Origin of the sequence: Pseudomonas sp. 43(2021), from assembly GCF_017490805.1 — a bacterium.
Classification (GTDB): Bacteria; Pseudomonadota; Gammaproteobacteria; order Pseudomonadales; family Pseudomonadaceae; genus Aquipseudomonas.
In genome coordinates, this window is sequence record NZ_JAFGYJ010000007.1 from 96,279 (window position 1) to 119,637 (window position 23,359).

At 59.3% G+C, this 23,359-nt stretch carries 24 protein-coding genes; 4 read left to right on the forward strand and 20 right to left on the reverse strand.

All coding sequences use genetic code 11. From position 1 onward, the window contains the following. Positions 1 to 24: 24 nt before the first annotated feature. The 19 genes from J5M71_RS08235 to J5M71_RS08325 all read right to left on the reverse strand — a co-directional run bounded on the left by J5M71_RS08235 (position 25) and on the right by J5M71_RS08325 (position 16,456). Complete coding sequence (locus tag J5M71_RS08235) at positions 25 to 450, reverse strand: F0F1 ATP synthase subunit epsilon (protein WP_023383131.1); 426 nt, start codon at positions 448 to 450, stop codon at positions 25 to 27. Between the two features lie 44 nt (positions 451 to 494). Beyond that, complete coding sequence (gene atpD, locus J5M71_RS08240) at positions 495 to 1,871, reverse strand: F0F1 ATP synthase subunit beta (protein WP_023383132.1); 1,377 nt, start codon at positions 1,869 to 1,871, stop codon at positions 495 to 497. 27 nt (positions 1,872 to 1,898) lie between these two features. Next, the gene (gene atpG, locus J5M71_RS08245) at positions 1,899 to 2,759 is read right to left on the reverse strand and encodes a F0F1 ATP synthase subunit gamma (protein WP_023383133.1); all 861 of its coding nucleotides are present in this window, start codon (positions 2,757 to 2,759) and stop codon (positions 1,899 to 1,901) included. A gap of 48 nt (positions 2,760 to 2,807) precedes the next feature. Next, entirely contained in the window at positions 2,808 to 4,352 is a 1,545-nt protein-coding gene (gene atpA / locus J5M71_RS08250; RefSeq protein WP_046615332.1) for a F0F1 ATP synthase subunit alpha, read from the reverse strand. Between the two features lie 21 nt (positions 4,353 to 4,373). Then, positions 4,374 to 4,910, reverse strand: a complete 537-nt coding sequence (locus J5M71_RS08255; protein WP_043214190.1) for a F0F1 ATP synthase subunit delta — start codon at positions 4,908 to 4,910, stop codon at positions 4,374 to 4,376. 12 nt (positions 4,911 to 4,922) lie between these two features. Then, positions 4,923 to 5,393: a F0F1 ATP synthase subunit B gene (locus J5M71_RS08260; protein WP_023383136.1), complete on the reverse strand. Its 471-nt coding sequence runs from the start codon at positions 5,391 to 5,393 to the stop codon at positions 4,923 to 4,925. A gap of 57 nt (positions 5,394 to 5,450) precedes the next feature. Beyond that, positions 5,451 to 5,708, reverse strand: coding sequence for a F0F1 ATP synthase subunit C (gene atpE, locus J5M71_RS08265; protein WP_003097235.1), 258 nt, complete (start codon positions 5,706 to 5,708; stop codon positions 5,451 to 5,453). A gap of 144 nt (positions 5,709 to 5,852) precedes the next feature. Beyond that, complete coding sequence (gene atpB / locus J5M71_RS08270; RefSeq protein ID WP_023383137.1) at positions 5,853 to 6,722, reverse strand: F0F1 ATP synthase subunit A; 870 nt, start codon at positions 6,720 to 6,722, stop codon at positions 5,853 to 5,855. Positions 6,723 to 6,738: 16 nt separating this feature from the next. Then, positions 6,739 to 7,146 (reverse strand): F0F1 ATP synthase subunit I, encoded by a 408-nt coding sequence (locus J5M71_RS08275; RefSeq protein ID WP_008092225.1) that lies wholly within the window; start codon positions 7,144 to 7,146, stop codon positions 6,739 to 6,741. Positions 7,147 to 7,294: 148 nt separating this feature from the next. Beyond that, on the reverse strand, positions 7,295 to 8,167 hold the full coding sequence (locus tag J5M71_RS08280) for a ParB/RepB/Spo0J family partition protein (RefSeq protein ID WP_207831401.1): 873 nt from the start codon (positions 8,165 to 8,167) through the stop codon (positions 7,295 to 7,297). A 9-nt stretch (positions 8,168 to 8,176) separates the two neighbouring features. Continuing rightward, entirely contained in the window at positions 8,177 to 8,968 is a 792-nt protein-coding gene (locus tag J5M71_RS08285; RefSeq protein ID WP_012274913.1) for a ParA family protein, read from the reverse strand. 18 nt (positions 8,969 to 8,986) lie between these two features. Then, positions 8,987 to 9,637, reverse strand: coding sequence for a 16S rRNA (guanine(527)-N(7))-methyltransferase RsmG (gene rsmG / locus J5M71_RS08290; RefSeq protein ID WP_003260025.1), 651 nt, complete (start codon positions 9,635 to 9,637; stop codon positions 8,987 to 8,989). Further along, positions 9,634 to 11,526: a tRNA uridine-5-carboxymethylaminomethyl(34) synthesis enzyme MnmG gene (gene mnmG, locus J5M71_RS08295; protein ID WP_207831403.1), complete on the reverse strand. Its 1,893-nt coding sequence runs from the start codon at positions 11,524 to 11,526 to the stop codon at positions 9,634 to 9,636. The genes rsmG and mnmG overlap by 4 nt, the downstream gene beginning before the upstream one ends. A gap of 569 nt (positions 11,527 to 12,095) precedes the next feature. Next, positions 12,096 to 13,466, reverse strand: a complete 1,371-nt coding sequence (gene mnmE / locus J5M71_RS08300) for a tRNA uridine-5-carboxymethylaminomethyl(34) synthesis GTPase MnmE (protein WP_207831405.1) — start codon at positions 13,464 to 13,466, stop codon at positions 12,096 to 12,098. A gap of 87 nt (positions 13,467 to 13,553) precedes the next feature. Then, positions 13,554 to 15,236, reverse strand: coding sequence for a membrane protein insertase YidC (gene yidC, locus J5M71_RS08305; protein ID WP_207831407.1), 1,683 nt, complete (start codon positions 15,234 to 15,236; stop codon positions 13,554 to 13,556). 2 nt (positions 15,237 to 15,238) lie between these two features. After that, the gene (gene yidD, locus J5M71_RS08310) at positions 15,239 to 15,484 is read right to left on the reverse strand and encodes a membrane protein insertion efficiency factor YidD (protein WP_015268406.1); all 246 of its coding nucleotides are present in this window, start codon (positions 15,482 to 15,484) and stop codon (positions 15,239 to 15,241) included. Continuing rightward, the gene (gene rnpA, locus J5M71_RS08315) at positions 15,477 to 15,881 is read right to left on the reverse strand and encodes a ribonuclease P protein component (protein WP_082888282.1); all 405 of its coding nucleotides are present in this window, start codon (positions 15,879 to 15,881) and stop codon (positions 15,477 to 15,479) included. The genes yidD and rnpA overlap by 8 nt, the downstream gene beginning before the upstream one ends. A 13-nt stretch (positions 15,882 to 15,894) precedes the next feature. Further along, on the reverse strand, positions 15,895 to 16,029 hold the full coding sequence (gene rpmH / locus J5M71_RS08320; RefSeq protein ID WP_003253163.1) for a 50S ribosomal protein L34: 135 nt from the start codon (positions 16,027 to 16,029) through the stop codon (positions 15,895 to 15,897). 85 nt (positions 16,030 to 16,114) lie between these two features. Then, positions 16,115 to 16,456: a hypothetical protein gene (locus J5M71_RS08325; RefSeq protein ID WP_207831410.1), complete on the reverse strand. Its 342-nt coding sequence runs from the start codon at positions 16,454 to 16,456 to the stop codon at positions 16,115 to 16,117. Positions 16,457 to 16,624: 168 nt separating this feature from the next. Between J5M71_RS08325 and dnaA the strand changes: the two genes are divergently transcribed. Genes dnaA through gyrB form a run of 4 tightly spaced genes read left to right on the forward strand, consistent with a single transcriptional unit; the run spans position 16,625 to position 22,850 of the window. After that, positions 16,625 to 18,163 (forward strand): chromosomal replication initiator protein DnaA, encoded by a 1,539-nt coding sequence (dnaA, locus tag J5M71_RS08330; protein ID WP_207831412.1) that lies wholly within the window; start codon positions 16,625 to 16,627, stop codon positions 18,161 to 18,163. A gap of 40 nt (positions 18,164 to 18,203) precedes the next feature. Then, positions 18,204 to 19,307: a DNA polymerase III subunit beta gene (gene dnaN, locus J5M71_RS08335; RefSeq protein WP_003260019.1), complete on the forward strand. Its 1,104-nt coding sequence runs from the start codon at positions 18,204 to 18,206 to the stop codon at positions 19,305 to 19,307. A 14-nt stretch (positions 19,308 to 19,321) separates the two neighbouring features. After that, the gene (gene recF, locus J5M71_RS08340) at positions 19,322 to 20,425 is read left to right on the forward strand and encodes a DNA replication/repair protein RecF (protein WP_112251663.1); all 1,104 of its coding nucleotides are present in this window, start codon (positions 19,322 to 19,324) and stop codon (positions 20,423 to 20,425) included. Between the two features lie 4 nt (positions 20,426 to 20,429). Next, entirely contained in the window at positions 20,430 to 22,850 is a 2,421-nt protein-coding gene (gene gyrB / locus J5M71_RS08345; protein ID WP_063912295.1) for a DNA topoisomerase (ATP-hydrolyzing) subunit B, read from the forward strand. A 62-nt stretch (positions 22,851 to 22,912) separates the two neighbouring features. On the opposite strand, the gene J5M71_RS08350 is transcribed toward gyrB, so the two are convergent. Further along, on the reverse strand, positions 22,913 to 23,320 hold the full coding sequence (locus tag J5M71_RS08350) for an RcnB family protein (RefSeq protein ID WP_207831414.1): 408 nt from the start codon (positions 23,318 to 23,320) through the stop codon (positions 22,913 to 22,915). Positions 23,321 to 23,359 lie beyond the last annotated feature (39 nt).

Here is a 23,359-nt window from a genome sequence, read left to right on the forward strand (position 1 = left end):
TCAATCTACATGAAGCTTGCGGAATTAACCGCCGAACTTCTTGCGGATCTGCTGGACGGTACGCAGCTGGGCTGCGGCCTCGGCCAGACGTGCGGATGCGGCACTGTAGTCGAAATCCGCGCCTTTCTCATGCAGGGCCTTCTCAGCTGCCTTGACGGCATCCTGAGCGGAGGCTTCGTCCAGGTCGGCTGCACGCTGCACGGTGTCGGCGAGTACCTTGACCATGTTCGGCTGCACTTCCAGGAAGCCACCGGAGATGTAGAACACCTCGCGCTCGCCACCCTGCTTGGTCAGCGTGATCGGACCAGGCTTGAGATTGGTGATCAGCGGCGCGTGGCCCGGAGCGATACCAAGATCACCCAGGTTACCGTGCGCAACTACCATCTCGACCAGGCCGGAGAAGATCTCTCCTTCCGCGCTGACGATATCGCAATGGACTGTCATAGCCATCTGCTTGCCTCAACCTGATTAGCGCCCCTTTCGGGGCGCCGGGATTACAGTTTCTTGGCTTTCTCGATCGCTTCGTCGATGCTGCCGACCATGTAGAACGCTTGTTCTGGCAGGTGGTCGTAGTCACCTTTGAGGATGCCGCTGAAGCCAGCGATGGTGTCTTTCAGGGAAACGTACTTGCCTGGCGAACCGGTGAAGACTTCGGCCACGAAGAACGGCTGCGACAGGAAGCGCTGGATCTTACGAGCGCGGGCTACCAGTTGCTTGTCGGCTTCGGACAGTTCGTCCATACCCAGGATCGCGATGATGTCTTTCAGCTCTTTGTAGCGCTGCAGAACATACTGAACCTGGCGAGCAGTTTCGTAGTGCTCGTTGCCGATCACGTTCGGGTCCAGCTGGCGCGAAGTCGAGTCCAGTGGGTCGACCGCCGGGTAGATACCCAGGGAGGCGATGTCACGGGACAGAACGACGGTGGCGTCCAGGTGGGCGAAGGTGGTGGCTGGCGACGGGTCGGTCAGGTCGTCCGCAGGTACGTATACGGCCTGGATCGAGGTGATCGAACCTTCTTTGGTCGAAGTAATACGTTCTTGCAGAACGCCCATCTCTTCGGCCAGGGTCGGCTGATAACCTACTGCGGAAGGCATACGGCCCAGCAGTGCGGATACTTCGGTACCGGCCAGGGTGTAACGATAGATGTTGTCGACGAACAGCAGAACGTCGTTACCTTCGTCACGGAACTTCTCGGCCATGGTCAGGCCGGTCAGCGCTACGCGCAGACGGTTTCCTGGTGGCTCGTTCATCTGACCGTAGACCAGTGCTACCTTGTCGAGAACGTTGGAATCCTTCATCTCGTGGTAGAAGTCGTTACCCTCACGAGTACGCTCACCCACACCGGCGAACACGGAGTAACCGCTGTGCTCGATGGCGATGTTACGGATCAGTTCCATCATGTTAACGGTCTTGCCGACGCCGGCACCACCGAACAGACCAACCTTACCACCCTTGGCGAACGGGCAAACCAGGTCGATAACCTTGATGCCGGTTTCCAGCAGGTCGTTGCCGCCTGCCTGGTCAGCGAAGGAAGGAGCCTTCTGGTGGATACCACGACGCTCTTCTTCGCCGATCGGGCCGGCTTCGTCGATCGGGTTGCCCAGTACGTCCATGATACGGCCCAGAGTGGCCTTACCAACAGGAACGGAAATGGCAGCGCCGGTGTCGACGACATCCAGACCGCGCTTCAGGCCTTCGGTCGAGCCCATCGCAATGGTACGAACCACGCCGTCGCCCAGCTGCTGCTGAACTTCCAGGGTGGTTTCCGCGCCTTGTACTTTCAGCGCGTTGTAAACACTCGGCACGACGTCACGTGGGAATTCCACGTCGATGACGGCGCCGATGATTTGAACGATACGTCCGCTACTCATAGCTGGATCCTCTGAATATTTGAACCGTTAAACCGCGGCAGCGCCGCCGACGATTTCCGAGATCTCCTGGGTGATCGCAGCCTGACGCGCCTTGTTGTAGATCAGCTGGAGTTCGCTGATCAAATCACCGGCGTTGTCTGTGGCGTTCTTCATGGCGATCATCCGGGCCGCTTGTTCAGCAGCGTTGTTCTCGACCACCGCCTGGTACACCTGCGACTCCACGTAACGCACCATCAAGCCGTCCAGCAGCTCTTTTGCGTCGGGTTCGTACAGGTAGTCCCAGTGGTGCTTGAGATCCTGATCCGGGGTTGCCACCAACGGTACCAATTGCTCGACCGTCGGTTTTTGGGTCATGGTGTTGATGAACTTGTTCGAAACCACCGAGAGGCGATCGATACGGCCGTCCAGGTAGGCGTCCAGCATCACTTTGACGGAGCCGATCAGATCGTTGATCGATGGCTCTTCGCCCAGGTGGCTGATCGCGGCTACGACGTTGCCGCCAAAGATGCGGAAGAAAGTCGCACCCTTGCTGCCGATCACGCACAGGTCGATTTCCACGCCCTGTTCGCGGTTTTCGTTCATGTCCTTGACCAGGGCCTTGAACAGGTTGGTGTTCAAGCCACCGCACAGACCACGGTCACTGCTCACCACGATATAACCGGCGCGCTTTACAGGGCGCTCGATCATGAACGGGTGGCGGTATTCCGGGTTGGCGTTGGCCAGATGACCGATCACCTGGCGGATACGCTCCGCGTAAGGACGGCTAGCAGCCATGCGCAGTTGTGCCTTGCGCATCTTGCTGACCGCCACTTTCTCCATGGCGCTGGTAATCTTTTGCGTGCTTTTGATGCTCGCAATCTTACTGCGAATCTCTTTTGCGCCTGCCATGTATCACCTATCAGGTTAGCAAGCGGGGGCCGCAGCCCCCGCTGCGGCTTACCAGGTCTGGGTGGCCTTGAACTTCTCGATACCGGCTTTCATGCCAGCGTCGATTTCGTCGTTGAAGTCACCCTTCACGTTGATCTTCGCCATCAGTTCGGCGTGATCACGGTTGAAGTAGGCGATCAGTGCTTGCTCGAAGCTACCGACCTTGTTGACTTCCACGTCAGTCAGGAAACCACGCTCAGCGGCGTACAGCGACAGAGCCATGTCCGCGATGGACATCGGCGCGTACTGCTTCTGCTTCATCAGCTCGGTAACGCGCTGACCATGCTCCAGCTGCTTGCGGGTCGCTTCGTCCAGATCGGAAGCGAACTGGGCGAATGCAGCCAGTTCACGGTACTGAGCCAGAGCGGTACGGATACCACCGGACAGCTTCTTGATGATCTTGGTCTGAGCGGCACCACCTACGCGGGATACCGAAACACCGGCGTTCACTGCAGGGCGGATGCCCGAGTTGAACATGGCCGATTCCAGGAAGATCTGACCGTCGGTGATGGAAATCACGTTGGTCGGAACGAACGCGGAAACGTCGCCAGCCTGGGTTTCGATGATCGGCAGGGCGGTCAGGGAACCGGTCTTGCCAGTGACTGCGCCGTTGGTGAACTTCTCGACGTACTCTTCCGAAACGCGCGATGCACGCTCCAGCAGACGGGAGTGGAGATAGAACACGTCACCTGGGTACGCTTCACGTCCTGGCGGACGGCGCAGCAGCAGGGAAATCTGACGGTAGGCAACGGCCTGCTTGGACAGGTCATCGTAAACGATCAGGGCGTCTTCACCGCGGTCACGGAAGTATTCGCCCATGGTGCAGCCGGCGTAAGGAGCCAGGAACTGCAGCGCGGCCGATTCCGAGGCGCTGGCGGCAACAACGATGGTGTTGGCCAGGGCGCCGGCTTCTTCCAGCTTGCGCACTACGTTGGCGATGGTCGACTGCTTCTGGCCTACGGCCACGTATACGCAGAAGATACCGCTGTTTTTCTGGTTGATGATCGCGTCGACCGCCATGGCGGTCTTACCGATCTGACGGTCACCGATGATCAGCTCGCGCTGGCCACGGCCAACCGGGATCATGGCGTCAACCGACTTGTAGCCAGTCTGTACAGGCTGGTCTACCGACTTACGCCAGATAACACCCGGAGCGACCTTTTCGACCGCGTCGGTTTCGGTGGTGGCCAGAGGACCTTTGCCATCGATCGGGTTACCCAGAGCGTCGACGACGCGGCCCAGCAGGCCTTTGCCAACCGGAACTTCCAGGATGCGACCGGTGCACTTGGCGCTCATGCCCTCGGCGAGGGAGGTGTACGCACCCAGTACCACCGCACCTACGGAGTCTTGCTCCAGGTTCAGTGCCATACCGTATACGCCGCCCGGGAACTCGATCATTTCGCCGTACATAGCGTCGGCCAGACCGTGGATCCGTACGATACCGTCGGAAACGCTTACGACGGTACCTTCGTTACGGGCTTGGGAGCCGACATCGAGCTTCTCGATGCGACCCTTGATGATTTCACTAATTTCGGAAGGATTGAGTTGCTGCATTGCTCTGCTGCCCCTTCAAACTCAAGATTTCAATGCTTCGGCCAGTTTCGCGATCTTGCCGCGAACCGAGCCATCGATTACCAGGTCGCCGGCGCGGATGACGACGCCGCCGATCAGGCTGGCATCCTCCGACGCGTGCAGGCGCACTTCCCGGCTGAGCCGTGCACTGAGAACCTTGGCGAGTTTGTCTTGCTGTTCTTGGTTCAACGCAAAAGCACTGGTGACTTCCACGTCCACGGATTTTTCTTGCTCGGCCTTGTACAGGTCGAACAGGGCGGCAATCTCCGGCAGGAGCAGGAGACGGTCGTTTTCCGCGGCAACATGAATGAAATTCTGTGCCTGTGCATCGAACTTGTCACCGCACACTTCAATGAATGCGGCGGCCTTTTCTGCGCTTGTCAGTCGCGGGGCCTTGAGCAGGCGCTGCATGGTGTCGTCTTCCGACACCGCAGCAGCCAGGCCGAGCATGGCTGACCAATTGGCCAGTTGCTGATGGGCCTGGGCATGCTCAAAGGCAGCCTTAGCGTAAGGTCGGGCCAACGTGGTCAGTTCTGCCATGATCGCCCTCGCTTAAATTTCAGCGGCCAGTTTGTTAACCAGCTCCGCATGCGCGTTTTGATCGATTGTGGCGCCAAGGATCTTTTCAGCACCGCCAACAGCCAGGGCACCCACTTGGGCACGCAGGGCGTCTTTGACGCTGTTCAGTTCCTGTTCGATCTCGGCTTGAGCCTGAGCCTTCACACGGTCAGCTTCGACGCGAGCCTGTTCACGGGCTTCCTCGACAAGCTGAGCAGCGCGTTTCTTGCTTTGCTCAATGATTTCGGCTGCCTGTGCCTTCGCTTCACGCAGTTGCTGACCCGCTTTCTCTTGGGCCAGCTCCAGGTCGCGAGCTGCGCGGTTGGCAGCGTCCAAGCCGTCGGCAATCTTCTTTTGGCGCTCTTGCAGGGCAGTGATGACCGGAGGCCATACATACTTCATGCAGAAGAGTACAAAAATCAGAAAAGCAACGGATTGGCCAATCAGGGTTGCATTAATGTTCACGCCAACACCTCGCTCGGTCTTTGTCCATCACATCAATCAACTCGTAGAAACGAGTGATTAGCCGGCGATCTGACCAACGAAGGGGTTCGCGAAGGTGAAGAACAGAGCGATACCAACACCGATCATGGTTACGGCGTCGAGCAGACCGGCAACGATGAACATTTTCACCTGCAGCATCGGAACCATTTCTGGTTGACGAGCAGCGCCTTCCAGGAACTTGCCGCCCAGCAGGCCGAAACCAATGGCGGTACCCAGAGCACCCAGGCCGATCAGCAGAGCAACAGCGATAGCGGTCAGACCAACTACAGTTTCCATCTTTCCTCCCGACTTTTACGTCGTATTGGTTAGGTTTTTAGTTTGAAGCGGTAAAACAAATCGTTTGGTACAGCATGCCCTTGCGGACTTTTTAAGCCCTCCCCCCAAACGAGCGGGGAAGGCTATCAGACACGCCAGGCGGTCTTAATGGTTATCTTCGTGAGCCATCGACAGGTAGACGATGGTAAGCATCATGAAGATGAAGGCTTGCAGGGTGATGATCAGGATGTGGAACACAGCCCACGCCCACTGCAGCACCACACCCAGGCCGCTGAGCCAGAGGATGCCGGCGCCGAACATCACGGCGATCAGGATGAACACCAGCTCGCCGGCGTACATGTTGCCGAACAGACGCAGTGCCAGCGAGATCGGCTTGGCGATCAGGGTGACGAATTCCAGCAGGAAGTTGACCGGAATCAGCAGGATCTGCACGAAGATGTTCTTGCTGCCGAACGGGTGCAGGGTCAGCTCACCGATGAAGCCGCCCAGGCCCTTGACCTTGATGCTGTAGAAGATGATCAGGGCGAACACACAGAAGGCCATGGCCAGGGTCGCGTTCGGGTCGGTGGTCGACACGGCGCGGAACGGAATGTGCGGGTCACCGGAGATCAGGATGGCCAGCTGAGGAATCCAGTCGACCGGTACCAGGTCGATGGCGTTCATCAGGAACACCCAGACGAAAATGGTCAGCGCCAGCGGGGCGATTACCGGGCTACGGCCGTGGAAGGAGTCCTTCACGCTGCCGTTGACGAAGTCCACCAGCACTTCAACGAAGTTCTGCAGGCCGCCAGGTTGGCCGGAAGTCGCCTTCTTGGCCGCCATGCGGAAGATGAACAGGAAGATCAGACCCAGCGCGACGGACCAACCCAGGGTGTCCAGGTGGAACGCCCAGAAGCCCATTGCCTTGGCTTCTGCAGCCGAATGGGCGAAGCCCCAGCTGCCGTCTGGTAGTTGACCGTAGGTCAGGTTCTGCAAGTGGTGCTGGATATAGCCCGAAGCGGTTTCTGCTGCCATGGTTGCCTCAAACGCCCTAAGGTCTCGAAAGTCTTTTATTCATCAGCAGGGGCGCGAACCAGCTGACCAAAAGGGTCAACACGAAGACGCCGAATACTGCTAACGGCGCCAGTGGCTTCACTCCTGCGAAGGTCAGTGCAAAAAGCACTGCCGTCAAAATCATCTTGCCTGCCTCGCCAGCGTAGAACGACTTGACGATGGCTTGTGCCGCCCGGGCCCCGCTGAAGCGAAAAGCCTTCCAGGCGAAATACACATTGGGTAGCCAGGCAATCAAACCTCCGCAAAGGCCTGAATATCCACTGACCGCCCCTTTCCACTGCCACAACACCAACGTTGCCAGCAGCAGTACGACGAATTGAGCCAGCAGTACCGGGAAAACCGCCCAGCGATGGAAAGGCAGGCGGTTTGGCGTGCGGATTTCCATCACAACTGCTCCTCGGAAGTCGACCAACAAGTCAGTTATGACTTGGCATAATTTGTGCCGACAAAATGCGCGCAGAGTATAGGGGTGGATTAACCCCTATTCAACTCTTCGTAGTGATTTCCGACTGCGCGCTACAACGGGAATTGTTTCAACGGATGTGAGCAAGCACGCCTTGCAACTCGTCAAGCGAGTTGTAGCGAATAACCAACTGGCCTTTGCCCTTGTTGCCATGACGGATCTGCACGGCCGAGCCCAGACGCTCTGCGAGCCGCTGTTCAAGGCGTGCGATATCCGGATCAGGTTTGCTCGGTTCGACCGGATCAGGCTTGTCGCTGAGCCACTGACGGACCAGTGCCTCGGTTTGGCGCACGGTGAGGCCACGTGCGACAACATGACGCGCCCCCTCCTCCTGACGGTGTTCTTCCAGGCCAAGCAATGCACGGGCGTGGCCCATCTCCAGGTCGCCATGGGCGAGCATGGTCTTGATCGCATCGGGCAGGGTGATCAGGCGCAGCAGGTTGGCCACGGTTACCCGCGACTTGCCCACGGCATCGGCCACCTGTTGCTGGGTGAGCTCGAACTCCTGCTGCAAGCGCTGCAGGGCCAGGGCTTCTTCCAGCGGGTTGAGGTCTTCGCGCTGGATGTTCTCGATCAGCGCCATGGCGATGGCGGCTTCGTCGGGCACTTCGCGGACCATGGCCGGGATCTTGTCCAGGCCAGCCTGCTGGGTGGCACGCCAGCGGCGCTCACCGGCGATGATCTCGTAGCGGTTGCCATCGACCGGGCGCACCACGATCGGCTGCATCACGCCATGGTTGCGAATCGAGTGCGCGAGCTCTTCCAGCGCCTGCGGGTCCATGTCCCGGCGTGGCTGGTACTTGCCACGCTGGATCAGCTCGACCGGCAGGTGTTGCAGTTCTTTCTGGTCGATCTTCACAGCCTGCTCTTCGAGCGCGCTGACGGAAGGACCACTGAGCAGTGCATCCAACCCACGTCCGAGACCCCGTTTCTTGACGGCCATACGGATTCCTTAAGTTGTTTGTGCAGTGCGGGATTGACGACGTTGACGGCGTACCAGTTCCCCAGCCAGGGCCAGATAAGCCAGTGCGCCGCGCGATTGCTTGTCGTAGGCCAGGGCCGGCATGCCGAAGCTCGGGGCCTCGGCCAGGCGAATGTTGCGCGGAATGACCGTGTCGTACAGCTGCGGGCCAAAGTGCTCCTTAAGCTGCGCAGAAACATCGTTGTTCAGGCTCAGGCGCGGATCGTACATGGTCCGCAGCAGGCCTTCGATCTTCAGCTCCGGGTTCAACCGGGCAGCGATACGCTTGATGTTATCCACAAGGTCGCTGAGACCTTCCAGTGCGTAGTACTCGCACTGCATCGGGATGATCACGCCATCAGAGGCGACCAGGGCGTTTAGCGTGAGCATCGACAGCGACGGCGGGCAGTCGATGAGGATGTAGTCGTAGTTCTCGCGAATCGGCGCCAGGGCGTTGCGCAGGCGGCTTTCCTTGACCTGCATTTCCAGCAGCACCACTTCGGCGGCGGTCAGGTCACGGTTGGCCGGCAGCAACTGGAAACCACCGTGCTCGGAGTAATGCATGGCCTGGGCCAGGTCGCATTCCCCGATCAACAGGTCGTAGACCGAGTGCTCGAGCTCGTGCTTGTCCACACCGCTGCCCATGGTGGCGTTGCCCTGCGGATCGAGGTCGATCAGCAGCACACGACGCTTGGTCGCGGCCAGCGAGGCGGCGAGATTGATACAGGTGGTTGTCTTGCCCACACCACCTTTCTGGTTCGCGATTGCGAATACCTTAGCCATTGTTGCGTGTGTTCCCAGTCATGCCTTGCGGCGCAGTATCAGCAGATGGCGCTGGCCCTGGCAACCTGGAACGGTCAGGGCCTGCTCGCTTTCCACTGTGAAGTCTGCGGGCAATGCTACCAGTTCATCGGCAGGATGCAGCCCCTTCATTGCAAGCCATTGCGTCCCGGTGTCGCCCAGGTGGCGGGTCCAGTTGGTGAAGTTCTCCATGCTGCTGAAGGCGCGAGAGATGATTCCGCTGAACGGTTGTGCCGGCTGGAAGGCTTCGACCCGGCTGTGGATAACCGTGAGGTTGTCCAGCTTGAGCTCCATTTTCACCTGGGTCAGGAAGCGGGTCTTCTTGCCATTGGCGTCCAGCACTGTCACGCGCTTGTGCGGATGCAGGATAGCCAACGGGATACCGGGCATGCCACCGCCACTGCCGACATCCAGCCAGTTGTCACGCTCGCTGTGGATAAACGGCATGACACTGAGGCTGTCGAGCAGGTGGCGCGACACCATCTCGTCAGGGTCGCGCACGGCGGTGAGGTTGTAGGCTTTGTTCCATTTGATCAACAGGGCCAGATAGCCGAGCAGCTTTTCGTGATGCTCGGCGCTCAGCTCGACACCGAGCTGGCGCGCACCTGTGGACAACTCTTCAGCGTGTTGCGGGGTGACCAGGGAACTCAAGCGCTTTGCTCCAATTCGCGGCCAGCGCCGCGTTTTTTCAAGTGAATCAGCAACAGGGAAATCGCCGCCGGGGTCACGCCCGGGATGCGCGAAGCCTGACCCAGGGTTTCCGGACGGGTCTGGCCCAGCTTGCCCTGGATTTCCTTGGACAGGCCGGAAATCGTCGAGTAATCGATATCCACAGGCAGACGGGTGTCTTCGCTGGCACGCAGGCGGGCGATTTCATCCTGCTGGCGGTCGATGTAACCGGCGTACTTGGTGCGGATCTCGACCTGCTCGGCGACCTGTGGATCGATCGCTTCGCCGCCGGTTGCCTCGATCAGCCCGGCGTAGTCGATTTCCGGACGTGCCAGCAGGTTGAGCAGGCTGTACTCGTGGCTGAGCGGGGTGCCGAACTTATCCACAATGGCCTGGCCTTGCTCGGTGTTCGGGCGTACCCAGGTCGACTTCAGGCGCTGTTCCTCGCGCTCGATGCCGTCGCGCTTGGCGCAGAAAGCGGCCCAGCGCTGGTCGTCGACCAGGCCGAGTTCGCGGCCCTTTTCGGTCAGGCGCAGGTCGGCGTTGTCTTCGCGCAGGATCAGGCGGTACTCGGCACGCGAAGTGAACATGCGGTACGGCTCCTGGGTACCCAGGGTAATCAGGTCGTCGACCAGTACGCCGATGTACGCCTCGTCGCGGCGCGGGCACCAGCTGTCACGGCCCTGCGCCCGCAGGGCAGCGTTGGTCCCGGCCAGCAAGCCCTGGGCGCCGGCTTCTTCGTAACCGGTGGTGCCGTTGATCTGGCCGGCGAAGAACAGGCCACCGATGACTTTGGTTTCGAGGCTGTACTTGAGGTCGCGCGGGTCGAAATAGTCGTATTCGATGGCATAGCCCGGGCGCACGATGTGGGCATTTTCCATGCCGCGGATCGAACGCACCAGTTCCAGCTGCACGTCGAACGGCAGCGAAGTGGAAATACCGTTGGGGTACAGCTCATGGGTGGTCAGGCCTTCCGGCTCGATGAACACCTGGTGGCTTTCCTTGTCGGCGAAGCGGTGGATCTTGTCTTCGATCGACGGGCAGTAGCGCGGGCCGACACCTTCGATCACACCCGAGTACATCGGCGAACGGTCGAGGTTCGAGGCAATGATCTCGTGGGTGCGCGCGTTGGTGTGGGTAATCCAGCAGCTTACCTGGCGCGGGTGCATCTGCGCATTGCCCATGAACGACATGACCGGGATAGGCGTATCACCTGGCTGCTCGGTCATCACCGAGAAGTCCACCGAACGGCCGTCGATGCGTGGCGGGGTACCGGTTTTCAGGCGGCCGACGCGCAGCGGCAGTTCACGCATGCGGTGGGCCAGGGCGATCGAAGGTGGATCACCGGCGCGACCACCGGAATGGTTTTGCAGACCAATGTGGATAAGCCCGCCGAGGAAGGTACCGGTGGTCAGAACCACCGATTCGGCGAAGAAACGCAGGCCCATCTGGGTTACCACGCCTTTGACCTGGTCCTGCTCGACGATCAGGTCGTCGCAGGACTGCTGGAATATCCACAGGTTCGGCTGGTTTTCCAGGATTTCACGGACCACGGCCTTGTAGATGGCGCGGTCGGCCTGTGCACGGGTGGCGCGTACGGCCGGGCCCTTGCGGTTGTTCAGAACGCGGAACTGGATGCCGCTCTTGTCGGTGGCCAGCGCCATGGCGCCGCCGAGGGCATCGATCTCTTTGACCAGATGGCTTTTGCCAATACCGCCGATGGCGGGGTTGCAGCTCATGTGACCGAGGGTTTCCACGTTATGGGTCAGCAGCAGGGTTTTCACACCCATGCGTGCAGACGCAAGCGCAGCCTCGGTACCGGCATGGCCGCCGCCGATGACGATCACTTCAAAACGGGAAGGGAAATCCACCACGCACCTCGTGCCTGTTTTTGCGAATAGAGAAGGTAAGCGGACAAGTATAGGGACTTCAGCCCCTTTAAAGAAACCGTCTGAGCAAAATTTGACCAGTCTGTGGATGAATGGCAGACAACAGAAATCAAAGAGGAAAAATTTAAAAAAGCTTTGTTTTTATGTTTATTCTTATGCACATGCCTGTCTGTGGATAAGGTTATGCAGCCCTTTATCCATGCTGCATAGAGAAAAATTAAACCCTGTGGCTGGAGTGCCATGAGGGCTATGGATAACATGATTTAGCCTGTGGATTAAATGGCTGTTTACCCACAAGCGGGTTTGTCCTCAGCAAAAAAGCCTGCTTATCAACGGAGCTCAATGCGAGTTTTCCACAGGGCTCCTGAGAGCAGATTGGTGTAGGCGAATGAAAAAATGTGAACCTGCACCGGCCTCTTCGCAGGTGAACCCGCTCCCACAGGGTTCTGCACAGCCTTCAGGTGCGGCGCGATTTCCGTAGGAGCTGTGAAATTTGAGGCAAAAAAAAGCCGCTCCCGAAGGAGCGGCGCTCGGCCTTGCCTGGCTGTGGATTACTTGCCGATGCAGAAGCTGGAGAAAATCCGCCCCAGCAGGTCATCCGAGCTGAATGCCCCGGTAATCTCCCCCAGGGCCTGCTGCGCCTGGCGCAGGTCTTCCGCCAACAGTTCACCCGCACCAGCCAGGGTCAGTTGTGCACGGCCGTGCTCCAGGTGCTCGCTGGCCTGGCGCAGGGCATCCAGATGGCGCCGGCGGGCGCTGAAACCACTCTCAGCGGTCTGTTCATAACCCATGCAGGCCTTCAGGTGGTCGCGCAGCAGCTGCAGCCCTGCGTCATCCCCTTTGGCGCTGAGAGTGATCGTCACATGGCCGTCATCACACTGTTCCAGCGCGACCCGCTCACCACTCAGGTCGGCCTTGTTGCGAATCAGCGTGACCTTGCCCGGGTCCGGCCGCTGGTCGAGAAATTCCGGCCACAGGGCAAACGGGTCGCTGGCCTCGGGCGCGGTGGAGTCCACCACCAACAGCACGCGGTCTGCCTCGCCAATGGCCTTCAGCGCGCGTTCCACGCCGATCTTTTCCACATGGTCATCGGTATCGCGCAGGCCGGCAGTATCGACCACGTGCAGCGGCATGCCGTCGATGTGGATATGTTCGCGCAGGATGTCCCGGGTGGTACCGGCAATATCGGTGACGATGGCTGCTTCCCGCCCGGCCAGCTGGTTCAGCAGGCTCGACTTGCCTGCATTCGGCCGGCCGGCGATGACCACGGTCATGCCATCACGCAGCAAGGCCCCCTGCCCGGCTTCACGCTGTACTCTGGACAAATCTCCCCGCACTGTATCGAGCATCGCCAGCACGTGGCCATCGGCGAGGAAGTCGATTTCCTCCTCAGGGAAGTCGATCGCCGCCTCGACGTAGATGCGCAGCGCAATCAACGCCTCGGTCAGGAAATGCACGCGCTTGGAGAACTCCCCCTGTAGCGAACGCAGGGCATTGCGCGCGGCCTGGCTGGAACTGGCCTCGATCAGGTCGGCAATGGCTTCGGCCTGGGCCAGGTCGAGCTTGTCGTTGAGGAACGCACGCTCGCTGAACTCCCCCGGGCGGGCCAGCCGGCAACCCACTTGTACACAGCGCTGCAGCAGCATATCCAGCACCACCGGGCCGCCGTGGCCCTGCAGTTCCAGCACGTCCTCGCCGGTGAACGAGTTCGGCCCGGGGAAGAACAGCGCAATCCCTTCGTCCAGCACCAGCCCTTCCTCGTCGCGGAACGGGCCGTAATGGGCGTGGCGCGGGGTAAGCGTACGGCCGGTGATCAACTGGCCGGCCTGGGCAGCCAGAGGGCCGGACAACCTGACAATACCCACACCGCCGCGGCCCTGGGCGGTGGCGATGGCGGCGATGGTTTCACGCACAGTGTTCATGCTCGAAAGCCTCTACGACAAAAACGACAGATAGCAAAAACGCCCCACTAGGGGGCGTTTTTATTCACAGGCTAGCGTAGCAGCCTGTCAAGCAGCAGCTTTTTTGCTGGCTGCTTCGATGCTGCGGGTGATGTACCACTGCTGTGCAATCGACAGGCAGTTGTTCACAACCCAGTACAGCACCAGACCAGCCGGGAACCACAGGAAGAAGAAGGTGAAGATGATCGGCATCATTTTCATCACCTTGGCCTGCATCGGATCTGGCGGCGTCGGGTTCAGGCGTTGCTGGATGAACATGGTGGCGCCCATGATGATCGGCAGGATGAAGAACGGATCCTTGATCGACAGGTCGGTAATCCACAGCATCCATGGGGCCTGGCGCATTTCCACGCTTTCCAGCAGTACCCAGTACAGGGCCAGGAACACCGGCATCTGCACCAGGATCGGCAGGCAGCCGCCCAGCGGGTTGATCTTCTCTTTCTTGTACAGCTCCATCATCGCCTGGGACATCTTCTGGCGATCGTCACCGAAGCGTTCCTTCAGTGCAGCGAGCTTCGGCGCAACGGCACGCATGCGCGCCATCGAACGGTAGCTGGCAGCCGACAGCGGGAAGAACAGGCCTTTGATCAGCATGGTCAGCACGATGATCGACCAGCCCCAGTTACCCAGCAGGCTGTGGATATGTTGCAGCAGCCAGAAGATCGGCTGGGCAATGAACCACAGGAAGCCGTAGTCGACGGTCAGTTCCAGGCCTGGGGACAACTCTTTCAGCTTGGACTGGATTTTCGGGCCGGCGTACAGCATGGCACTGGTTTCGACCTTGCCGCCAGCAGGCACGCTGATGGCCGGGCCGGTGTAGCCGATGATGTAGTTGCCCTGGCTGTCCTTGCGGGTCTGAACAACATTGTTGTCCGACTTGGCCGGAATCCAGGCGGTCACGAAGTAGTGCTGCAACCAGGCAACCCAGCCGCCGGACACATTTTCTTTCAAACTACCTTTGTCGATGTCCTTCATCGAGACCTTTTTGTAAGGCTCGGAAGCTGTCCACAGGGCGGCGCCCAGGTAGGTAGCGGTGCCGGTGGCGGTGCTCGACGACGGATCGGAGCTGGCGTCACGCTTGAGCTGGGCAAACATGTTGCCGCTCCAGGCCTGGCCGCTCTGGTTGTCGATCAGGTAGCTGACGGTCAGGTCGTACTCGCCGCGCTTGAAGCTGAAGCGCTTGATGTAGTTGACGCCGTTATCGCTGAACTTCAGGTCGACCACCAGTTGCTGCTGGCCATCGGCCAACTGGTAAGCCTTCTTGTCGGCAGCGTACAGCGGGCGACCGGCAGGACGGGCATCCGGACCGTTGGTGCCGGTCAGGCCGCTTTGTGCCAGGTAGACACGTTCGCCACCGTTGTCGAACAGCTGGAACGGAATGTCCGGATGATCCTGGCGACGTGGGTACTGCGGCAGGTTCAGCTGGACGATGTCACCACCGACCGGATCGATAGCCAGTTCCAGAACATCGGTCTTGACCCGGATCAGGTCCTTGCTGACCGCGACCGGCGCCAGTTCGGCTGCGCTGGTTTCGGCGTTGGCACTTGGTACATCGGCGCTGGCGCCGGCATTACCGGCCGGTACGCCGTCCGGCAAGCCCGGGGCAACAGTGCTGGCAGCAGTATTCTGAGTCGGCAGGGCAGCCTGGCCGTAGTCCTGGTTCCACTTGAGGACCATGACGTAGGACACGATTGCCAGGGCGACGATCAGGATCGTGCGTTTAATATCCATGATTACTCGGCTATCGAAGAAGTTCGGGAGGAAGGAGCGGGAGGAACGGGATCGAAACCGCCGTCGTTCCACGGATGACAACGCCCCAGGCGACGAACGGCTAGCCACCCACCACGCCAGAGGCCGTGGTTTTCGATGGCTTCATAAGCGTAACAGGAGCAACTGGGGAAGAAACGACAGTGATTGGCCATCAGAGGACTAATGGCATAACGGTAAAACTGGATCGGAACGAGCGCCAGTTTACGCATCTTGACTGTCTACCCCTGCGGAATTGGCAGTCGCTGCTGGAGCGGGCCGGCTGCGCGCCAGGCGTTTCCAGAGTTTGCCAAAGTGTTGGTGCAATTCCGGGTTTTCTATCTCACCCAATCCCTTGCGCGCGACGATCACGATGTCCAACCCGGCAAGCAATTGCTGGTTCAGACGAAAGGAATCGCGCATCAAGCGCTTGAGGCGGTTGCGTTGAACGGCGAGCTTGACGCTCTTCTTGCCGATCACCAGGCCAAGGCGTGGGTGATCGAGGCCGTTCTCGCGAGCAAGGATCAGCAGGTTTTTCCCTGGAACCTTGCCGGTTGGGGAGTCGAAGACCGCTTTGAAATGTCGGGGTGTAAGCAGTCGCTTTTCCCGACTGAAGTCCTGACTCACCACCTGTGCCGAAAAATCAAATGGCCAGACGCTTACGGCCTTTGGCACGACGACGCGACAGAACAGCGCGGCCGTTCTTGGTAGCCATACGGGCACGGAAGCCGTGGGTGCGCGCGCGCTTGATGGTGCTTGGTTGGAAAGTACGTTTCATGGCGTATTACCTGGTTTGTCGACGACGGGCCGGGATGGCCCCCTTTTTAAGAGACCGGCGATTCTAGAGAAAGCAAGCCCGTAGGTCAATTTCCAACCAGTCTTTCCATATAGAGCACGTGATGGACGGTGCGTGCTTGTCCATCACCACGGGGTGCTTGATCGGACACACGAATTGGGGACAACATGAAAAAAAAGAAGAGACATATAAAAAGCTTTTCTGAAGAATCTATAAATCTTAAGTGGATAACCTTCTGTGGATAACCTTCTTGAGGCCATAAAATACGCGCTGTACAGAGTTTTACAACTGTGTTCTCAACCGGTGCTGCGCTTGTTTCCTTCATGGTCAAAAGCTGTGGATGAAAACAACGCTTATCCACAGTTGAGTTATCAACAGGGCTGACCCCAGGGTTGTGCATAGCGCTCATGGTCGCTTATCCACAGGGCTTATTCACAGCGCCGCGAAGCCGTTTCGGTCGATAAATGGCTGTTTTGTCATGGTTCCTAGCGTGTCCACATGTGGATAACTGAACGCTCGACCGGTACAATGGCGGTTTGTTTTTGCCTCATCCGGCTTTCAAACTCAGGGGATATCCGTGTCAGTGGAACTTTGGCAGCAGTGCGTGGAGCTTCTGCGCGATGAACTGCCTGCCCAGCAATTCAACACCTGGATCCGTCCGCTACAGGTCGAAGCCGAAGGCGACGAGTTGCGCGTCTATGCGCCTAACCGTTTCGTTCTCGATTGGGTCAATGAAAAGTACCTGGGTCGCTTGCTCGAGCTGTTGGGCGAAAACGGCAGCGGTATTGCGCCTGCCCTTTCCTTGTTGATCGGCAGCCGCCGCAGCTCGGCACCACGTGCGGCGCCCAACGCACCTGTGAGTGCCGCCGTGGCCGCTTCGCTGGCGCACACCCAGGCGCAGAGCCAGACACAGAAGGCAGTGCCGGCAGTGGTCGAACCGGTAGCTGTGGCAGCGGCCGAGCCTGTGCTGGTCGATGAACTGGCCGAGCCATCTTCGCGTGACAGCTTCGATGCCATGGCCGAGCCGGCTCCGGCGACGGCCGGCAGTGCCCGGACAGAACAGCGCACCGTGCAAGTTGAAGGCGCGCTCAAGCACACCAGCTACCTGAACCGCACCTTCACCTTCGACACCTTCGTCGAAGGTAAGTCGAACCAGCTGGCGCGCGCGGCTGCCTGGCAGGTGGCCGACAACCCCAAGCATGGCTACAACCCGCTCTTCCTTTATGGTGGTGTGGGCCTGGGTAAGACCCACCTCATGCATGCTGTGGGTAACCACCTGCTGAAGAAGAACCCGAACGCCAAGGTCGTGTACCTGCATTCGGAGCGCTTCGTCGCGGACATGGTCAAGGCGCTGCAGCTCAACGCCATCAACGAATTCAAGCGCTTCTACCGTTCTGTGGATGCGTTGCTGATCGACGATATCCAGTTCTTCGCCCGTAAAGAGCGCTCGCAGGAAGAGTTTTTCCACACCTTCAACGCCTTGCTCGAGGGCGGCCAGCAGGTAATCCTTACCTCTGACCGCTACCCCAAGGAGATCGAAGGCCTGGAAGAGCGCCTGAAGTCGCGCTTTGGTTGGGGCCTGACGGTGGCCGTCGAGCCACCAGAGCTGGAAACTCGCGTGGCGATCCTGATGAAGAAGGCCGACCAGGCCAAGGTCGAACTTCCGCATGACGCAGCCTTCTTCATTGCCCAGCGTATCCGTTCCAACGTCCGCGAACTGGAAGGTGCATTGAAGCGGGTGATCGCTCACTCGCACTTCATGGGCCGCGACATCACCATCGAGCTGATCCGTGAGTCGCTCAAGGACCTGCTGGCGCTGCAAGACAAGCTGGTCAGTGTGGATAACATTCAGCGTACCGTCGCCGAGTACTACAAGATCAAGATCTCCGATCTGTTGTCCAAGCGTCGTTCGCGTTCCGTGGCGCGTCCACGTCAGGTGGCCATGGCCCTGTCCAAGGAGCTGACCAACCACAGTCTGCCGGAAATCGGCGACATGTTCGGTGGGCGCGACCATACGACCGTGCTGCATGCCTGCCGCAAGATCAACGAACTTAAGGAATCCGACGCGGACATCCGCGAGGACTACAAGAACCTGCTGCGGACGCTGACGACCTGATGGCCGTCTGCGCAGCTAATTGAAGGCAAGGGACTAGACCATGCATTTCACCATTCAACGCGAAGCCCTGTTGAAACCCCTGCAACTGGTCGCCGGTGTCGTCGAGCGCCGTCAGACCTTGCCGGTCCTGTCCAACGTATTGCTGGTCGTGCAAGGCCAGCAACTGTCGTTGACTGGTACCGACCTGGAAGTCGAGCTGGTAGGCCGCGTGCAACTGGAAGAGCCGGCCGAGCCTGGCGAAATCACTGTCCCGGCGCGCAAGCTGATGGACATTTGCAAAAGCCTGCCGAACGATGCCCTGATCGATATCAAGGTTGACGAGCAGAAACTGTTGGTCAAGGCCGGTCGCAGCCGCTTTACCCTGTCGACCCTGCCAGCCAATGACTTCCCGACCGTGGAAGAAGGCCCGGGCTCGCTGACCTGCAACCTGGAACAGAGCAAGCTGCGCCGCCTGATCGAGCGCACCAGTTTCGCCATGGCCCAGCAGGATGTGCGCTACTACCTCAACGGTATGCTGCTGGAGGTTTCCCGCAACACCCTGCGTGCTGTGTCCACCGACGGCCACCGCCTGGCGCTGTGCTCCATGAGCGCGCCCATCGAGCAGGATGATCGCCATCAGGTCATCGTGCCACGCAAAGGTATCCTCGAACTGGCGCGCCTGCTGACCGACCCGGAAGGCATGGTGAGCATCGTCCTGGGCCAGCACCACATCCGCGCCACCACCGGTGAGTTCACCTTCACCTCCAAGCTGGTGGACGGCAAGTTCCCGGACTACGAGCGTGTACTGCCCAAGGGTGGTGACAAGCTGGTGGTCGGCGACCGCCAGGCGCTGCGTGAAGCCTTCAGCCGTACTGCGATTCTTTCCAACGAAAAGTACCGCGGTATCCGCCTGCAACTGGCTGCTGGCCAACTGAAGATCCAGGCCAACAACCCCGAGCAGGAAGAAGCTGAAGAAGAAATCAGCGTGGACTACGAAGGTAGCTCGCTGGAAATCGGATTCAACGTCAGCTACCTGCTGGACGTGCTGGGCGTGATGACTACCGAGCAAGTTCGTCTGATCCTGTCCGACTCCAACAGCAGTGCCCTGCTGCAGGAAGCCGGCAATGACGATTCTTCCTACGTTGTCATGCCGATGCGCCTGTAACCGTAGCAGGCGAAATGTCCCTTCGACGTATCATTGTCACCGCGGTGCGCAACTTGCACCCGGTGACACTCTCACCCTCCCCCCGCATCAACATCCTTTACGGCGCCAACGGCAGCGGCAAGACCAGCGTGCTTGAAGCCGTGCACTTGCTCGGGCTGGCGCGCTCATTCCGCAGCACCCGCCTGAACCCGGTTATCCAGTACGAACAGCCTGCCTGTACCGTGTTCGGCGAAGTGCAATTAGCCGAGGGTGGCAGCAGCAACCTGGGTGTATCCCGGGAGCGGCAAGGGGAGTTCACTATTCGCATCGATGGGCAGAACGCGCGCAGCGCGGCGCAGCTGGCTGAGTTGCTACCGCTCCAGCTCATCAACCCAGACAGTTTCCGCCTGTTGGAAGGTGCTCCGAAAATACGCCGCCAGTTCCTGGATTGGGGAGTGTTCCACGTGGAACCTCGTTTCCTGCCTGCCTGGCAACGGCTGCAGAAGGCACTGCGGCAGCGGAACTCATGGTTGCGGCATGGTACACTTGACCCAGCTTCGCAAGCCGCCTGGGACCGGGAATTGTGCCTGGCCAGCGCGGAAATAGATGAATACCGTCGCAACTACATCAAGGCCTTGAAGCCCGTCTTCGAGCGAACCCTGAGCGAACTGGTCGAGCTGGACGGGTTGACCCTGAGCTACTACCGAGGCTGGGACAAGGACCGGGAACTGCAAGAAGTACTCGCCTCCTCTCTCCTTCGCGATCAGCAGATGGGCCATACCCAGGCCGGTCCGCAGCGTGCTGATCTGCGTCTTCGTCTGGCTGCCAACAACGCAGCCGACATCCTGTCGCGTGGTCAGCAAAAGCTGGTGGTGTGTGCATTGCGCATTGCCCAAGGCCACCTCGTTAGTCAGGCTCGCCGCGGTCACTGTATTTATCTCGTGGATGACTTGCCGTCCGAGCTGGACGACCAGCATCGCCGCGCGCTGTGTCGCTTGCTTGAAGAATTACGCTGCCAGGTGTTCATCACCTGTGTAGATCACGAATTACTGAGGGAAGGCTGGCAGACGGAAACGCCAGTTGCTTTGTTCCACGTGGAACAAGGCCGTATCACCCAGACCCACGACCATCGGGAGTGAATGCATGAGCGAAAATCAAACGTACGACTCCTCCAGCATCAAGGTGCTGAAAGGTTTGGATGCCGTGCGCAAGCGCCCCGGCATGTACATTGGCGACACCGATGATGGCAGCGGCCTGCACCACATGGTCTTCGAGGTGGTCGACAACTCGATCGACGAAGCCCTCGCCGGTCACTGCGATGACATCACCGTCATCATCCACCCGGACGAATCCATCAGTGTGCGCGACAACGGTCGCGGCATTCCGGTCGACGTGCATAAAGAAGAAGGCGTTTCGGCAGCCGAGGTCATCATGACCGTGCTGCACGCTGGCGGTAAGTTCGACGACAACTCCTACAAGGTATCCGGTGGTCTGCACGGCGTAGGTGTTTCTGTTGTGAACGCCCTGTCCGAGAAACTGGTACTGACCGTTCGCCGTAGCGGCAAGATCTGGGAACAGACCTATGTTCACGGTGTTCCACAGGCGCCGATGGCGGTTGTCGGTGACAGCGAAAGCACTGGTACCCACATCCACTTCAAACCATCGGCTGAAACCTTCAAGAACATCCACTTCAGCTGGGACATCCTGGCCAAGCGTATCCGCGAGCTGTCGTTCCTCAACTCGGGCGTTGGCATCCTGCTGAAGGATGAGCGCAGTGGTAAAGAAGAATTCTTCAAGTACGAAGGCGGCCTGCGTGCATTCGTCGAATACCTGAACACCAACAAGACCCCGGTCAACTCCCAGGTATTCCACTTCAACGTCCAGCGTGACGATGGCGTGGGTGTTGAAGTCGCCCTACAGTGGAACGACAGCTTCAACGAAAACCTGCTGTGTTTCACCAACAACATTCCGCAGCGCGACGGCGGTACTCACCTGGTGGGCTTCCGTTCCTCGCTGACCCGTAGCCTGAACAGCTACATCGAACAGGAAGGCCTGGCCAAGAAAAACAAGGTCGCGACTACTGGCGACGACGCCCGTGAAGGCCTGACCGCGATCATCTCGGTGAAGGTACCGGACCCTAAGTTCAGCTCGCAGACCAAAGACAAGCTGGTCTCCTCGGAGGTGAAAACCGCCGTGGAACAGGAGATGAACAAGTACTTCGCCGACTTCCTGCTGGAAAACCCGAACGAGGCCAAGGCCGTCGTTGGCAAGATGATCGACGCGGCACGTGCCCGTGAAGCGGCACGTAAAGCTCGTGAGATGACTCGCCGCAAAGGTGCGCTGGATATCGCCGGCTTGCCAGGCAAACTGGCGGACTGCCAGGAAAAGGACCCTGCCCTTTCCGAACTGTACCTGGTGGAGGGTGACTCCGCGGGTGGCTCGGCGAAGCAAGGCCGCAACCGTCGTACTCAGGCGATCCTGCCGTTGAAGGGTAAAATCCTCAACGTCGAGAAAGCGCGCTTCGACAAGATGATCTCGTCCCAGGAAGTGGGCACGCTGATCACTGCGCTGGGCTGTGGTATCGGCCGCGAAGAGTACAACATCGACAAGCTGCGTTATCACAACATCATCATCATGACCGATGCTGACGTTGACGGTTCGCACATCCGTACACTGCTGCTGACCTTCTTCTTCCGTCAGCTGCCGGAGCTGGTCGAGCGTGGCTACATCTACATTGCCCAGCCACCGCTGTACAAGGTGAAGAAAGGCAAGCAGGAGCAGTACATCAAGGACGACGAGGCCATGGAAGAGTACATGACCCAGTCGGCCCTGGAAGATGCCAGCCTGCACCTGGACGAGTCGGCGCCAGCGGTTTCCGGTGTGCAGCTGGAAGCACTGGTGAATGAATTCCGTAGCGTCATGAAGACCCTCAAGCGCCTGTCGCGCTTGTACCCGGAAGAGCTGACCGAGCACTTCATCTACCTGCCGGAGGTGAGCCTGGAGCAGCTGGGTGACCACGCTGTGATGCAAGCCTGGTTGGCCCAGTTCCAGGAGCGTCTGAACAACAGCCAGAAGTCCGGCCTGGTTTACAAAGCCAGCCTGCGCGAAGACAAAGAGCGCAACGTATGGTTGCCAGAAGTGGAAATTACCTCCCACGGCCTGGCCAGCTATGTCACCTTCAACCGGGACTTCTTCGGCAGCAATGACTACCGTACCGTAGTCAACATTGGTGCCAAGCTTTCCAGCTTGTTGGGCGAAGGTGCTTACGTGCAGCGCGGTGAGCGCCGCAAGGCAATCGTCGAGTTCAAGGAAGGCCTGGATTGGCTGATGAACGAGACCACCAAGCGACACACGATTCAGCGATACAAAGGGCTGGGTGAGATGAACCCGGACCAGCTGTGGGAAACCACCATGGACCCGACCGTTCGCCGTATGCTCAAGGTCACCATCGAGGATGCGATCGCTGCCGACCAGATCTTCAACACCCTGATGGGTGATGCAGTCGAGCCGCGTCGTGACTTCATTGAAAGCAACGCGTTGTCGGTGTCGAACCTGGACTTCTGATTCGCGTAGATCTACAGGCACTAAAAAGCCCGCGAAAGCGGGCTTTTTAGTGCCTGTAGAAATCAGTAACCGCTTAGGACGTTGACGATCACACCACTGGCAATAGCCACCAGCACATAGTCCCCGTTCACATACAACCAGCGGTGATCACGGGGTGGAGCATACAGGTGGCGTGCTTTCCAGTCGGTCACCCAGTAACGGTCGCCACGGTAATGCGGGTCAACCACATGACCGCGATGCCACTGTTGATGCGGAACCGGCATGCCCGGTTGTGGGCGGAAGTTCGGGTCGCGGTAGGCGGGACCGCGGCCATTGTCATGGCGGCCTTGGTGCTGTGGCTGACCATGGGGCGGGTTGCCTTGGTGTGCAGGGCCGCCATCATGCCGATCAGGTGGGCCCGGCTGCGCGAAGCTGGCCAAGGGGGCGCTGAGCATGAGCGCGGCGCAGATCACGGTTAGGGTCTTTTTCATTTGATGCGGTCCTCTGCATGTTAACGCCTGGCGGGAGCT